The 15091-nt window shown below is 38.3% G+C and carries 13 protein-coding genes; all 13 read left to right on the top strand.

The features are described from left to right. Positions 1 to 436 precede the first annotated feature (436 nt). The 13 genes from ACO1PF_RS02210 to ACO1PF_RS02150 all read left to right on the top strand — a co-directional run bounded on the left by ACO1PF_RS02210 (position 437) and on the right by ACO1PF_RS02150 (position 14989). The gene (locus ACO1PF_RS02210) at positions 437 to 1243 is read left to right on the top strand and encodes a TIGR00282 family metallophosphoesterase (RefSeq protein WP_423189746.1); all 807 of its coding nucleotides are present in this window, start codon (positions 437 to 439) and stop codon (positions 1241 to 1243) included. Between the two features lie 38 nt (positions 1244 to 1281). Further along, positions 1282 to 3870 (top strand): DNA mismatch repair protein MutS, encoded by a 2589-nt coding sequence (gene mutS / locus ACO1PF_RS02205; RefSeq protein WP_423189745.1) that lies wholly within the window; start codon positions 1282 to 1284, stop codon positions 3868 to 3870. A 16-nt stretch (positions 3871 to 3886) separates the two neighbouring features. Beyond that, complete coding sequence (mutL, locus tag ACO1PF_RS02200) at positions 3887 to 5794, top strand: DNA mismatch repair endonuclease MutL (protein ID WP_423189744.1); 1908 nt, start codon at positions 3887 to 3889, stop codon at positions 5792 to 5794. 360 nt (positions 5795 to 6154) lie between these two features. Beyond that, entirely contained in the window at positions 6155 to 6595 is a 441-nt protein-coding gene (msrB, locus tag ACO1PF_RS02195) for a peptide-methionine (R)-S-oxide reductase MsrB (protein WP_423189743.1), read from the top strand. Positions 6596 to 6703: 108 nt separating this feature from the next. Further along, positions 6704 to 7318 carry a Holliday junction branch migration protein RuvA gene (gene ruvA, locus ACO1PF_RS02190; RefSeq protein ID WP_423189742.1) on the top strand — a complete coding sequence of 205 codons (615 nt, stop codon included), beginning with the start codon at positions 6704 to 6706 and terminating at the stop codon, positions 7316 to 7318. Between the two features lie 31 nt (positions 7319 to 7349). Continuing rightward, positions 7350 to 8366: a Holliday junction branch migration DNA helicase RuvB gene (gene ruvB, locus ACO1PF_RS02185; RefSeq protein ID WP_423189741.1), complete on the top strand. Its 1017-nt coding sequence runs from the start codon at positions 7350 to 7352 to the stop codon at positions 8364 to 8366. A 21-nt stretch (positions 8367 to 8387) separates the two neighbouring features. Next, the gene (gene queA / locus ACO1PF_RS02180) at positions 8388 to 9422 is read left to right on the top strand and encodes a tRNA preQ1(34) S-adenosylmethionine ribosyltransferase-isomerase QueA (RefSeq protein WP_423189740.1); all 1035 of its coding nucleotides are present in this window, start codon (positions 8388 to 8390) and stop codon (positions 9420 to 9422) included. A 30-nt stretch (positions 9423 to 9452) separates the two neighbouring features. Further along, positions 9453 to 10598 (top strand): tRNA guanosine(34) transglycosylase Tgt, encoded by a 1146-nt coding sequence (tgt, locus tag ACO1PF_RS02175; RefSeq protein WP_423189739.1) that lies wholly within the window; start codon positions 9453 to 9455, stop codon positions 10596 to 10598. A gap of 136 nt (positions 10599 to 10734) precedes the next feature. Beyond that, the gene (gene yajC / locus ACO1PF_RS02170; protein WP_423189738.1) at positions 10735 to 11070 is read left to right on the top strand and encodes a preprotein translocase subunit YajC; all 336 of its coding nucleotides are present in this window, start codon (positions 10735 to 10737) and stop codon (positions 11068 to 11070) included. A 53-nt stretch (positions 11071 to 11123) separates the two neighbouring features. Then, positions 11124 to 11405 (top strand): post-transcriptional regulator, encoded by a 282-nt coding sequence (locus ACO1PF_RS02165; protein ID WP_423189737.1) that lies wholly within the window; start codon positions 11124 to 11126, stop codon positions 11403 to 11405. A gap of 147 nt (positions 11406 to 11552) precedes the next feature. Then, the gene (gene dinB / locus ACO1PF_RS02160) at positions 11553 to 12713 is read left to right on the top strand and encodes a DNA polymerase IV (RefSeq protein ID WP_423189736.1); all 1161 of its coding nucleotides are present in this window, start codon (positions 11553 to 11555) and stop codon (positions 12711 to 12713) included. Then, the gene (locus tag ACO1PF_RS02155) at positions 12697 to 14001 is read left to right on the top strand and encodes a DRTGG domain-containing protein (protein WP_423189735.1); all 1305 of its coding nucleotides are present in this window, start codon (positions 12697 to 12699) and stop codon (positions 13999 to 14001) included. Before dinB ends, ACO1PF_RS02155 begins: the two co-directional genes overlap by 17 nt. Before the next feature lie 22 nt (positions 14002 to 14023). Continuing rightward, positions 14024 to 14989 carry a DHH family phosphoesterase gene (locus tag ACO1PF_RS02150; RefSeq protein ID WP_423189734.1) on the top strand — a complete coding sequence of 322 codons (966 nt, stop codon included), beginning with the start codon at positions 14024 to 14026 and terminating at the stop codon, positions 14987 to 14989. Positions 14990 to 15091 lie beyond the last annotated feature (102 nt).

The following is a 15091-nucleotide window of genomic DNA, read 5'->3' as shown; positions in this document are numbered from 1 at the left end:
AAGCTTACTTAAAGAAACCTAGAAAGTTAGTGACAGTTAATTATTATATTGAGAAATAGTGAAATAAACGAAAAGGATCAGAATATAGCTTACCCGCACTTAGTTGGAGATATTAATGCTGTAAGCATGTGTTGATTTTGGTTTTAATTAAGGGATAGGTTCATAAAAATCGTGGGAACTTTCTTTCGTGATTCTTCTGTTTAGCGGATGAACTGAAAAACTCATGAGCAGAAAGAAACTGAGCCTGTCATAGTACTGTTAAATTAATGATTAACTATGTATACTTGTACAAAAAAATAAGCTGAGATTGATTTAATTGATTAACAAATAAGTTAGTGAAAGCTGTAAATTAGATCTATTGAATGTGCAGACTGTTTTGATTTTAGTACCTTAAAACTGTTAAAATGAATCAATAGACTAGAAATGAGGAATAAAGATGAAACTGCTATTTATTGGAGATATCGTGGGTTCTTTGGGAACAGAAAAGTTAAATGAATGGCTTCCTAAATTAAAAGAAAAATATAAACCCCAAGCAACAATTGCCAACGGTGAAAATGCGGCAGATGGCCGAGGTATTACAGAGAAATTATATAAAGAGATTTTGCAGTCCGGCGTAGATTTAATCACCATGGGTAATCACACCTGGGATAAAAGAGAAATCTTTGAATTTATCGACGATGCTAAAAAATTAATAAGACCAGCAAATTATCCTGAGGCAGCTGCTGTACCGGGTAAAGGGATAGCCTACATTAAAATCAACCAATTGGAACTGGCGGTTATAAATCTACATGGACGTTCATTTATGGGAGATTACGAAGATCCGTTTCGAGTCGGTGAAAGCCTCGTAAGAGAAGCTGCAAAGCGTACGGATCACATCCTAATTGATTTCCATGCAGAAGCAACAAGTGAGAAAGAAGCCATGGGTTGGTTCATGGACGGTAAAGTATCTGCTGTCGTAGGAACGCACACGCATGTCCAAACAAATGATGCACGCATACTACCAAGCGGAACGGCTTATCAGACCGACGTTGGAATGACTGGCTTTTACGACGGGATTTTAGGTATGAAAAAAGAACCGATACTTTCAAAATTCACAACTCAAATGCCCCAGAGATTTGAAGTTCCAGAAAAAGGCAGAAGCAAGTTGAATGCATGTTATATTGAAATAGATGACCGTACCGGCAAAGCTAAAAAAATAGAAGCCATACGCATAGATGATGACATGTCATTATTCGAATTATAAAATTATAAAATTATGAAATCAATGAGAGAGTGATAGAAGTGCCTCAAAAAACAAAACAGACGCCTATGATGCAACAGTATCTGGAAATCAAAAAGAAATACCCGTATGCTTATTTATTTTACCGATTGGGTGATTTTTATGAACTGTTCTTTGAAGATGCTGTAGAAGTATCTCGATTATTAGAACTCACTTTAACGAGTAGGAATAAAAATGCAGATGAACGGATACCAATGTGCGGTGTGCCACATCATGCTGCAAAAGGGTATATTGATTCTCTGATTGAAATGGGTCATAAAGTAGCCATTTGTGAGCAAGTCGAAGACCCCAAAGAAAGTAAGGGGATGGTCAAAAGAGAAGTGGTGCAAGTCATCACCCCCGGAACCGTGATGCAATCAAAAACCGTTGATGCCAAAGAGAATAACTACATTGCAGCAATAATGCAATTAGATCAACTGATTGGCATAGCGCTCGCTGATTTAACAACAGGAGAAATGAAAGTCACCAGTGTTGAAGATTCAAATGAGGCCATAAATGAGCTGACTTCTCTTAACTGCAAAGAAGCCATCTTTGAACCAGGAGAATTCCTGGAATTACAAGAATTATTGAAAAACAAATGGAATATGTCTGTCTCTCATGCTTCTAGCGAAGAGCCAATGCATGAACTGAAACATCTCACCGAAAAATTTGATGAGTCTCAGTTAAAGAAAGTAATCGATTTATTGCTCTCTTATTTATCAGATACACAAATGAGAAGGTTAGATCATCTCCAGGAAATTGAGGAATATGAAACAAATCAGTTTCTTATTTTCGGACAAGAAGCGAGAAGAAACCTCGAATTATCTGCTTCCTTAAGAGATGGTACTAAAAAAGGAACCTTATTATGGTTGTTAGATGAAACTAAAACGTCTATGGGTGGACGGATGTTGAAATCATGGCTGGATAAGCCGCTGATTCAAAAATCTAAGATTGAAGAGAGAATGAATTATGTTGAAAGTTTACTCAATCATTTTTTCGAAAGAAATGATTTGAAAGAGCTTCTGGATAAAGTTTATGATTTGGAACGATTGGCAGGACGCACAGCCTTTGGAACGGTCAACGCCCGTGACCTTGTTCAACTCAAACATTCACTCGAACAGATTCCATATATAAAAGGAATCGTTGAAATGCTTAATGATGAAAATCATTGGACTAAATACTTAAACCAATTAGACCCAATCGATGATGTGAAAGAACTGATTGAGCACTCGATCGTTGAGCAACCGCCGTTATCTACAACGGATGGAGAAATCATAAAAATGGGCTATCATCCTCAGTTGGACAAATACAAAGAAGCCATGACAAATGGCAAAAAATGGATGGCTGAACTTGAACAAAAAGAGAGAACCGCCACTGGTATTAAAAACCTGAAGATAGGCTTTAATAAAGTTTTCGGTTATTATATTGAAATATCAAAAGCCAATGTAGCCAAGTTGGAAGAAGGTCGTTACGAAAGAAAACAAACGCTCTCGAATGCCGAACGATATAGTACACCGGAATTGAAAGAAAAAGAATCGCTTATACTGGAAGCTGAAGAAAAATCAAAGAACTTGGAATACGAATTATTTGTTGAGGTCAGAAATCAAGTGAAAGAAGAGATCGAGCGGTTGCAGCGATTAGCTAAAGTAATCGCGACAATTGACGTTCTTCAAAGTTTTGCTACGGTGAGTGAAGAATACAACTACGTGAGACCATCATTTAGAATGGATAGTCAAGATGTATCGATCATTAAGGGCAGACATCCTGTAGTCGAGAAAGTCATGGGAGAACAAGCCTATGTGCCTAATGATGTTGAACTCGTTGATGAGACATCCGTCCTGTTGATCACCGGGCCTAATATGTCAGGTAAAAGTACCTATATGCGCCAACTTGCTCTCATTATTATCATGGCTCAAATGGGCTGTTTCGTTCCGGCTGAAGAAGCAAGATTACCATTATTCGATCGTCTATACACACGGATAGGTGCTATGGATGACTTGATAGGTGGACAAAGTACCTTTATGGTCGAGATGACAGAGACAAATCAGGCATTGGAAAATGCGACGCCAAAAAGTCTCCTGTTGTTTGATGAGATCGGACGAGGCACGGCCACTTACGACGGGATGGCTCTAGCTGAAGCAATTATTGAATATGTCCATGATCAAATCAAAGCTAAGACCCTGTTTTCTACACATTACCATGAGCTGACAGTTCTGGATGAGCGTTTACCCAAGCTGAAAAATGTCCATGTAGGGGCTGTGGAAGAAGATGGTGACTTGGTCTTTCTGCATCAAATGTTACCTGGAGCTGCAGATAAAAGTTACGGTGTCCAAGTCGCCAAACTAGCGGGTTTACCTCATCCGTTGTTAAAAAGAGCAGAAAGCATATTAAAGGAATTAGAGAAGAAAGAAGAACATCTTTTTGAAAAGAAGGATGACAATGATTTCGCTGAAACTCAATCACAGGAACAAATGAATTTATTTGAGTCGCTTGATAAAAATGAGAAAGCTGTGATTGAAGAACTGCAGAAAATGAATGTGTTGGCAACTACGCCACTGGATGCTTTACACGTTTTAAGTCAGTTACAACAGAAATTAAAGAACCGAGAATGAAAGTTGGAAAAGTTAAATGACAACTAAAATCCAAATTATGTCAACGACGTTAGCCAATCAAATAGCAGCCGGGGAAGTCATTGAACGCCCCGCATCCGTTGTCAAGGAACTGCTGGAGAATGCTATCGATGCCAACAGCACGCGTATCGAAGTCTTTGTAGAAGAAGCAGGAATCAAAAGTATTCAAGTCATTGATGACGGAGAAGGCATACCTGCAGCTGAAGTTCCTTCGGCTTTTGAAAGACATGCGACCTCGAAGCTGATTGCAGACGAAGACCTGTTCAGGATTCGAACGTTAGGCTTTAGAGGAGAAGCATTGCCGAGTATAGCCTCTGTATCAAAAATCACTTTAGAAACAGCTGAAGCAGCAAAACCGGGTGTGCATATCGAATTGCATGGCGGGAAAATTATGGAACAACGTGCAGCTTCTTCACGAAAAGGAGTCAATATAAAGGTTGAGGAATTGTTTTATAATACACCTGCTCGACTGAAGTATATAAAAACACTGCAGACAGAATTGGCTCACATTAATGACACAGTCAACCGGCTGGCATTAGCTCATCCTGAAATTTCATTTAAACTAGTTTCAGATGGGAATACTATGATAAAGACAGCAGGTAATAGTGACCAAAAACAAGCAATTGCAGGTGTCTACGGCGTTAGTATTGCAAAGAAGATGTGTGAAATCAAAGAGACTTCTTTTGACTTTGACGTATCGGGTTATGTTTCTTTACCTGAAGTGACCCGTGCCAATAATAAATACCTTACGGTAATTATTAACGGCAGATATATTAAAAATTTCACCTTGAATAAAGCGATTGCAGACGGATTCGGATCAAAAATCATGATCGGCAGGTATCCTATAGCCGTCATTAATGTAAAAATCGATCCGTTACTTTTAGATGTCAATGTGCATCCAACGAAGCAGCAAATACGGATAAGTAATGAGAAAGAATTAGGCCAACTCATTGGTTCTGCAATTAACAACAGGATGAATCAAGAAGTGAGGATTCCAAGTGCGTTAGATAATTTAAATAAGAAAAATAATGGCTCTATAAGGTATCCGAAAGACGAACAGACACGTCTAACTTTTGACGGCAACCCGAAAGAAGATAATCAAGAATCAGCATCGAGAGCTCCTCTAGGTGGGTGGGACAAACCCAAGCCGAGCAATGCTTATATCTATGAAGATACTGGCTCAACTCATCAGGCAGAAGCAGCTGGCTCTGTAGAAGAGAGAAACAGAGTCACTTCAGAACAAAATGCTATGATTCACGAAGAACCTATTCTGAAAACAGTTGAGAAAGTTAGTAATACAGTAGAGCAGACAAAGCAATTTCCTGAATTGGAATACATCGGACAAATGCATGGCACTTATTTGTTCGCTCAAAACGAAGAAGGACTGTATGTTATTGATCAACATGCTGCCCAGGAGCGCATCAAGTATGAGTATTACAGAGCAAATATTGATCAAAACGGAACAGAGTTGCAAGAGCTGCTTATCCCAATCATAGTTGAATACCCTTCAAATGAAGCTTTAGTCATTAAGAATAATAAAGAGAAGTTAGCAGAAGCTTCAGTTTTACTGGAAGAGTTTGGCCAAAATAGCTTTATAGTGAGACAACACCCTACTTGGATGCTGCCCGGGCAAGAAGAAGATACAATAAAAGAAATGATCGACTTCTTTTTAGAGAAAGCCTCACTCTCCGTCAATAAATTTCGAGAAGCGACAGCCATCATGATGAGTTGTAAACGATCGATAAAAGCGAATCATCACTTATCGAACGATGAAGCAAGAGAGCTGTTAAGGCAATTAAGAGTGACAAAGAATCCTTATAATTGTCCTCACGGAAGACCCGTGATGGTTAATTTCACTACCAATGATATGGAAAAAATGTTCAAGCGGATACAAGATTCTCATTGATTTGAGAGTCTTTTTTCTTAACAGAAAGCATCAATATAAGCGCTAATAATTGCAATTCAAGAGAATATTCCCTTACAATAAAATGGAGAAACACTTATCTCAACATTTTGGACAGAGGGAAGGGTTGATGGGTATTGTTTCAATAATCATGAATTTATTAGGCAATCAAAACAATTTAGAGTCTAAAGCAATTAGAATGGACAAATCAAATCAGTTTTGTCTATGCTAGTGCCACTTTTATTTGATATGGTTGCTAAATGAAATCCTTCAAATGTTTCAAGTAAATCTATTGATCAGAACACTGAGGTGGGTAAAGCCAAAGAGGCCTTAGGTAATCTATTTAAAAAAAGGAGACCAATTATGTCAGAATATAAAGATAAAGAAAAATTAAAGAAAGAACTCACGCCTATACAATATAAAGTGACTCAGAAGAATGCAACTGAACGTCCGGGTACTGGCGAGTATGACCGGTTCTTTGAAGAAGGGATTTTCGTTGATGTTGTGAGTGGTGAACCGCTATTTTCTTCGAAAGATAAGTATGATGCGGGATGTGGCTGGCCATCGTTTACTAAACCGATAACAAAGCAAACAATCAAAGAAAAAACAGACTCTAAATTCGGAATGCACAGAACGGAAGTCAGAAGTAAAGAAGCGGACTCCCATTTGGGTCATGTTTTTACAGATGGTCCTGAAGATAAGGGTGGATTACGCTACTGCATCAATTCTGCAGCGCTAAAATTTATTCCTAAATCACAATTAAAAGAAAAAGGTTATGAGGAATATACAGCGGAATTTGAATAAGCTGCTACAATAGAAAAAGTAAAACATCTGTTCAGAGGCATATTTAATGAACAGGTGTTTTTATGTTATAATATTATAGATTGACTACAAGTGGAATGAGGGAAATAAATGTTCGAATACATAAAAGGAATGATTAAACACATCTATCCAGGTTATATTGTGCTGGAAGCAAATAATATTGGGTATAAGATACTTATGGGAAATCCTTTCCGTTATTCTGATAAGCTGCACAACGAAGACACTATTTATATTTATCATGATGTCAAACAGGATGCCATGAATCTCTTTGGGTTTGTGACCTTACAAGAAAAGAACTTGTTCCTGAAATTGATCAATGTTTCTGGAATCGGTCCAAAGTCGGCCCTAGCCATATTAGCAAATGAAGACCATCAGGGTTTTGTGCAAGCCATCGAGGATAATAATTCAACTTATCTGACTAAATTTCCTGGAGTTGGGAAAAAAACAGCAGCTCAAATTGTTTTAGATTTAAAAGGGAAGTTGTCAGAATTCGATATAACCGAATCAGCACAGAGAGAATCATTTAATCAATCTGGTCATTACGGCAAAATCAATTCTTCGTTTGAGGAAGCTATGGAAGCCTTGTTGGTGCTAGGTTATTCAAGTCGTGACATACAGAAAATACAAAAAAAGATGAATCAACAGGCTGATCTGACGACTGATGCATATATAAGAGAAGCTCTCAGCAAATTGATGAAAAAGTAGATTTATCTCAAAAGCGTAAAAGGAGAAAGATATGGAAGAAAATCAACACGTCACTTCTGAACAAGTTTTAGATGAAAACGAACATTCATTAGAAAAAACACTTAGGCCTCAACGACTGGTAGATTATCTGGGTCAGGAAAAAATAAAAAAAGAATTATCTATATATATTCAAGCAGCTAAATTGAGAGAAGAAGCTTTAGACCATGTTCTTCTCTATGGTCCTCCAGGGTTGGGTAAGACAACTATGGCAATGGTTATCTCTAATGAAATGGACGCGAATATAAGAACGACAAGTGGCCCAGCCATAGAGAAACCCGGAGACTTAGTTGCGTTGCTCAACGATTTAGAACCAGGCGGGATTTTGTTCATTGATGAAATACATCGGATGCCTCGTATAGCAGAAGAAATGTTGTATTCTGCAATGGAGGATTTTTATGTAGATATTATTATTGGCCAGGGAGAAACGGCTCATCCGGTTCATTTCCCCTTGCCACCTTTCACGCTGATTGGAGCAACGACGAGAGCCGGGACACTGTCAGCCCCTTTAAGAGATCGATTTGGTATCCTTGCCCACATGGAGTATTACAATAAAGATGAATTGAAAGATATCGTATTGCGGTCAGCAGAGGTCTTGAAGACGGAAATCAATCTGCATGGTGCCTTTGAAATTGCGCGTCGCTCAAGAGGCACACCCCGAATTGCTAATCGCCTATTGAAGCGTGTCCGTGATTATGCTGAAGTAAAAGGGGAAGGGATCGTGACAGAAACAATCGCTTCTTTAGCCCTGGATTTACTTAGGGTGGATCATGAAGGCTTAGATATCTTGGACCAGAAATTATTGAATACACTGATTAAACTTTATAACGGCGGCCCAGTAGGTTTAAATACTCTTTCAGCCAATATTGGTGAAGAAATGGCTACAATTGAAGACATGGTTGAACCTTTTTTACTTCAAGAAGGTTTTATACAACGGACGTCAAGGGGACGAATGGCAACCCCGAAAGCATATAATCACTTTGAATTGAACCATCTGATGACCGATCAATAAATGAAAAAAAGGAGCCACAAGATGACCTTATCAACAAAAGATTTCGACTTTCAATTACCAGAAGAATTGATAGCTCAGACACCACTGGAGAACCGTTCTTCTTCAAGAATGATGGTTTTAACTAGTGATACTGAGAGAATTGAAGACAAACAATTTGAGAGCATTATAGATGAATTGCAACCGGGAGACGCCTTGGTCGTAAACAATTCGCGAGTGCTGCCGGCGCGTCTTCATGGAACCAAAGAAGAAACGAATGCTCACATCGAAGTGTTACTGCTAAAAAATACTGAAGAAGATACTTGGGAAACGTTAATGAAACCGGCAAAGAAAGCCAAAACTGGAACAGTGATCACTTTTGGTGATGGAAGACTTAAAGCGACCGTTGTCGACGAATTAGAACATGGTGGAAGAATGGTTGAATTCTCATACGAGGGGATCTTTTTAGAGACGCTAGAATCTCTAGGAGAGATGCCTTTACCTCCTTATATCAAAGAACGTCTGGAGAACCAGGAGCGATATCAGACGGTATATGCCAAAGAAAATGGATCTGCAGCAGCACCGACCGCTGGCTTACATTTTACCGAAGAAATACTCGAAAAAATAAAAGCTAAAGGTGTCAAACTCGTTTTTCTAACATTACATGTTGGCCTAGGAACATTTCGTCCTGTAAGTGTCGAAAATATAGATGAACATGAGATGCATGCCGAATTTTACCAGTTATCTGAAGAATCGGCGACAGAGTTGAATGAGACCCGAAAGAATGGTGGGCGAATAATTGCCGTCGGAACAACTTCAATTCGCACGTTAGAAACAATCGGCAAGGCGAATGACGGATTGTTAAAAGCGACCAGTGGATGGACAGACATCTTTATATCCCCGGGATATGAATTCAGTGTAGTGGATGCGTTCTTGACCAACTTCCATTTACCTAAATCAACATTGATCATGCTGGTGAGTGCCTTTGCCGGAAGAGAATTCGTTTTGAATGCATACAAGCACGCTGTTGAAGAAAAATATCGATTCTTCAGTTTCGGTGATGCAATGTTTGTAAAATAGAAAAGCAAAAAAAGATTAGGAGTAAATATAATGAGCGATCAGCCTGTCACATATAAATTGGAAAAGAAAGAAAAACACACGGGGGCGCGTCTTGGAACGATAACAACGCCTCACGGCACGTTTGAGACACCTATGTTTATGCCCGTGGGTACATTGGCTACTGTAAAAACAATAGCCCCAGAAGAGTTAGAAGCCATGGGTGCAGGAATTATTTTAAGTAATACGTATCATCTCTGGTTACGACCTGGGGCAGATATTATTGAAGAGGCAGGGGGACTTCACAAATTCATGAATTGGGATAAAGGAATTTTAACCGATTCAGGCGGGTTCCAAGTGTTCTCACTTTCTGATTTGCGTGATATTAAAGAAGAAGGCGTCCATTTTAGAAGTCATTTAGATGGATCAAAGCTCTTTTTATCACCTGAAAAAGCAATCAATGTCCAAAACCAATTAGGTCCAGATATTATGATGAGCTTTGACGAGTGTCCACCTTATGATGAAAGTTACGATTACGTAAAAAAATCAGTGGAACGCACATCAAGATGGGCCGAAAGAGGACTCGAAGCGCATAAAAAACCCAATACACAAGGGTTATTCGGTATTGTTCAGGGAGCCGGTTTTGAAGATTTGAGAAGACAATCGGCAAAAGATTTAACAAGCTTAGATTTTGCCGGTTATTCCATTGGCGGACTTTCTGTCGGTGAACCGAAATCAGAAATGTACCGTGTGCTTGATTTCACTACACCCTTGCTTCCGGAAAACAAACCACGTTATCTAATGGGCGTGGGGACTCCGGACGCTCTGATTGAAGGTGTCATGCGAGGGGTGGATATATTTGATTGTGTTTTACCTACTCGTATTGCACGAAACGGGACAACAATGACGAGTAAAGGTCGTTTAGTCCTCAAAAACGCAGCCTTTGCTAGAGATTTCAGACCACTCGATGAAAAGTGTGATTGCTACACATGTCGTAATTATTCCAGAGCTTATTTGAGACATCTGATAAAATCCAACGAGACATTTGGTTTAAGGTTAACAAGTTACCATAATCTTTATTTCTTAATCAATTTAATGAAAAATGTCCGCCAAGCAATCAGAGAAGATAACTTGCTTGAATTTAAAGAGAACTTCTTTGAAGAGTACGGATACAACAAACCCGATGCAAAAAACTTTTAAAGATTAATAATAACTCTAGCAATTTGATGAGAAATTTGCTAAGGTTAACAACGACACATTAATCCTAGTGATTAATATGTATGCAGTTTAATTACTGACAGAATGAAAATTAATAAAAAAATGGAGGAATGTTTAAATGGAATTAATTGGAGCTATGCTTCCCTTTATAGTTATTATGGGGCTAATGTATGTTTTAATGATAAGACCACAGCAAAAGAAAGCAAAAGAAACGCAAAACATGTTAAGTTCACTAAAAAAAGGTGATTCAATCGTCACAATTGGTGGCTTACATGGTGTCGTAGATGAAGTAGTCGAAATTAATAATACTGTAGTTATTGACTGTGAGGGCATTTACTTAACCTTCGAACGCCGTGCGATATCAAGAATTGTGACTAAAGCAGACACAGTAACGGCAAATCAAAGTGAAGAGTTGGGAATAAATACTCCGGAAGAAACCGTTGATCACGAATAGATACAGGGCACTTTTTTCAACTCCCTTATCTATCGAGTTAAGGAGGTAATTTCTTGGACGTTACATCCAATGGTTTTTATCTATACGATGTTTGGTTGAAAAAGAAATTGAATGAATTTAGAAAGCATGGATATAATCAAGTGAGTCTTGACGATTTGTGGGAATATTGTATTGATTTTATGTGGAAACACCATAAACCAGAAAGATATTATCAGGAAGTGAATGACATTATGTCTATAAATTCCAATGATTATTTCAATTTTGCTTCGCTTAAAGCTCAGGTCTATAATGTATCATCTCTTGACGAGATGGAACTAGATGACATATTAGGATAAGAATAAAGCAGGAACAAGTAGAGTGGGTATAAACCATCTACTTGTTTTTTCTTGTGTTTAGAATCTTTCGAATTTATTTTTACGGATTCGTTATTTATAGTGATTTTTAGTATAATAGGATTAAGAATTAAGGTGAGGAGGGGTGTTATGCGGTACGGAATTTTAACATTTGATGAACCTAAAAAGGATACATCACGTAAAATAATTCATATCGATATGGACGCCTTTTATGCTTCTGTTGAAATCAGAGATAACCCTTCCTTAAAAAATAAACCAGTGATTATTGCGAGACATCCAAGAGACACCGGAGGTAGAGGGGTCGTAACAACAGCGAATTACGAAGCTAGAAAATTTGGTGTCCATTCAGCGATGAGTGCACAGAAAGCGTTTGAGTTGTGTCCAAAAGGCTTATTTGTTCCTCCAAATTTCGAATCATACAGAGAAGCATCAAGTAAGATGCATCAAATTTTTCTTCGTTATACAAACAAAATACAACCGTTGTCTTTGGATGAAGCTTATTTGGATGTAACTGATAATCATATCAATCAAAAAAGTGCTACACTTATAGCTGAGAGAATAAGGAAAGATGTTTTTAAAGAATTAGATCTAACCTGCTCGGCAGGGGTGTCTTATAATAAATTTCTTGCAAAATTAGCTTCAGATTACAATAAACCCAATGGTATTACCGTCATCCCTCCCGAAAAAGCGCATGCTTTTCTCATTCATCTCCCGATCGAAAAGTATCATGGGGTAGGGAAAAAGTCTGTTGAGAAGATGCATGCCATGGATATTTATAATGGCCAAGATCTATACGACAAAGAAGAGTTGGAGTTGGTCAAGCATTTTGGTAAAATGGGCCATTCTCTATATAGAAAGGTCAGAGGAATCGATGATAGCGAAGTAAGAAGTGACCGGGAACCTAAATCAATTGGCAAAGAATCGACTTTTCCTCGTGATTTATCAGTTGAAAATGAAATCATCCAAGCCTTAAGACAGTTGGCTGGTAAAGTAATGAAAAACTTAAACAAGAAACAGAAACATGGTAAAACAGTGGTATTGAAGATTCGTTATGAAGATTTTCAAACTGTAACGAGACGGCGAACCTTTCCAAATTATATCGAAGATGAAGAAGAGTTATTTCGTGTTGCCGTATCTATTTGGGAAGAAGAAAGTCTGGATTTAAGCGTGCGTCTTTTAGGCATAACTGTAACCGGCTTAGACTCGATTGTTTTTGAAAATATTCCATTACCTTTATGGAATAAATTTCCTGAAGAAAGGAATACCGATCCAGATGAAAACAAAACATGAACAGATATTAACGTTTATTGAATCTTTACCGGTGGGTGAAAAATTATCCGTAAGATTGATAGCTAAAGAGTTACATGTTAGTGAAGGGACGGCATACCGGGCAATTAAAGAAGCAGATAACAAGGGATTGGTTTCCACGATCGAACGTGTCGGAACGATAAGAATCGAATCGAAAAATATGGATAATATCGAAAATTTAACCTATGAAGAGATAGTAAAGGTTATTGATGGAGAGGTTCATGGGGGGGCTACGGGACTGAAAAAGACTTTAGCTAAATTTGTTATTGGAGCAATGACAGAAGAAGCCATGCTTAGGTATATTTCTGAAGAATCGCTCATGATTATAGGGAATAGAGAAAAAGCTCAGGAGCTCTCATTAAATCATGGAGCAGGCGTACTTATAACAGGCGGCTTTAAACCCAGCCTTAATGTCATTGAATTAGCTGATCAGAAAGAGTTACCCTTGATCAGCACCTCGTATGACACGTTTACAGTTGGCACAATGATTAACCGAGCCATGACAGATCAGTTGATAAAAAAAGAAATCTTGCGTGTACAGAATATATATAATCCAATTGAACAAACCTTTTTTTTGAAAAAAGAAGATACTGTTTTTACGTATCGCATGTTAAATCAAAAAAGTACTCATTCGAGATTTCCTGTGATTTTGTCAGATAAAAGATTAGTGGGGATAGTAACCGCTAAGGACGTCGTAGGAAAAGATGATACTGTTTCTATTGAAAAAGTGATGACGAAAAATCCCGCTTATGCAAAAAAACACATGAGTGTTGCTTCGATTGCCCATACAATGATCTGGGATGGCTTGGAGGTTATGCCTGTCGTTTCAGACGATATGACTCTTATTGGCATCATATCACGGCAGGATATCATGAAAGCTATGCAATCTGTACAAAAGCAGCCTCAATCAGGCGACACCATATCTGACCAGATCAATCAAATGATAAAAGAGTCCGATGACGAAGGATACACGTTTCAAGTGACACCTCAGTCAACAGACAGTATGGGGACAATTTCTTTCGGCGTGCTGAGCGAAGTCATAACGGAATCGGTGTATAATTACTTGTCAAAATTAAAAAAGAAAAATTTAGTCGTTGAACAAATGAATTTACACTATTTCAATATGATACACTTGGATAATTCATTAACGATAAAACCTGTTGTCTTTGATGAAAACAGACGTTCAGCCAGGTTAGATGTTCAAATTTATTCAGAGAAAATTTTAGCGGCGAAAGCACTCGTTGTATGTCAGCTTATTCAAAAAAAATAGCACGAAGAAGGAGATCGTAAGTATGCAATTGGAATCTGAGAATCTAGAAGATTATGAAATGAAAAGAGCCGTTTGGGACATTATTAAAAAGTTTGATACCATTATCATTCACCGACATGTGAGACCGGACCCAGACGCTATCGGTTCCCAGTGTGGACTCAAAGAAATGATCAAAGCCACGTTTCCTGAAAAAACAGTTCTTGTTGAGGGAGCCTCTGTTGATGATTTAGAATATTTAGATACGATGGATTATGTAGAAAAAGATTTATATGATGATGCTTTAGTCATTGTTACGGATACAGCTAATATTAAACGTATTGATGGAGATAATTACCGTATGGCAAAGCAGTGGATCAAAATAGATCATCACCCACTTGATGATTCTTATGGGGAAGTCGAATGGATCAATACTGAAGCGAGCAGTTGCAGTGAAATGGTTGCCGATTTATGGTTGACTTTCCCAGATGAGATTACTATGACAAGTAAAGCGGCACGTCTTCTTTACGGAGGCATTGTCGGAGATACTAACCGATTCCTCTACGACGGCACATCGCCATACACAATGAAAGTCGCCGGCGAACTGATGGCGTTTGATTTTTCGCATACTGAATTGAATGACAAGATGAACGAAATTGAACCAACCACAAGTAAAATGATGGGGTATGCTTTGGAAAATTTCGAGTTATCCGAAGATGGTATCGGACATATTATACTGACGCAGGAAATTTTGAAAACATTGGGAGTGCAAGACAGCGATACACATCCGGTTGTACCTTTTCTTGGGAAAATAGCGGGCGTGAAAGTTTGGGCTGTATTTGTGGAACAACCAGAAGGTACCTACAGATGTCGCTTGAGATCAAAAGGACCGGTCATCAACACTATTGCATCTAATCACGGTGGCGGAGGTCATCCGCTAGCGAGCGGCGCACACGCCAAAGATATGAAAGAAATAGAAGCTATTTTAAATGAATTGAAAGCAATTGTTTAAATCTGTGTTCTCAATTAATCCTTCTTAAGTCGTATAGACTAATTTGGTGGATATGATAACCTGAGATTAAATGAATCAGATAAAAGCATATAGAGGGATAAA

This window comes from Alkalibacterium sp. f15 (assembly GCF_049389645.1).
GTDB lineage: Bacteria > Bacillota > Bacilli > Lactobacillales > Carnobacteriaceae_A > Alkalibacterium.
Note: the sequence above shows the minus strand (reverse complement) of the source record. Positions and strands in the feature narration are given on the sequence as shown.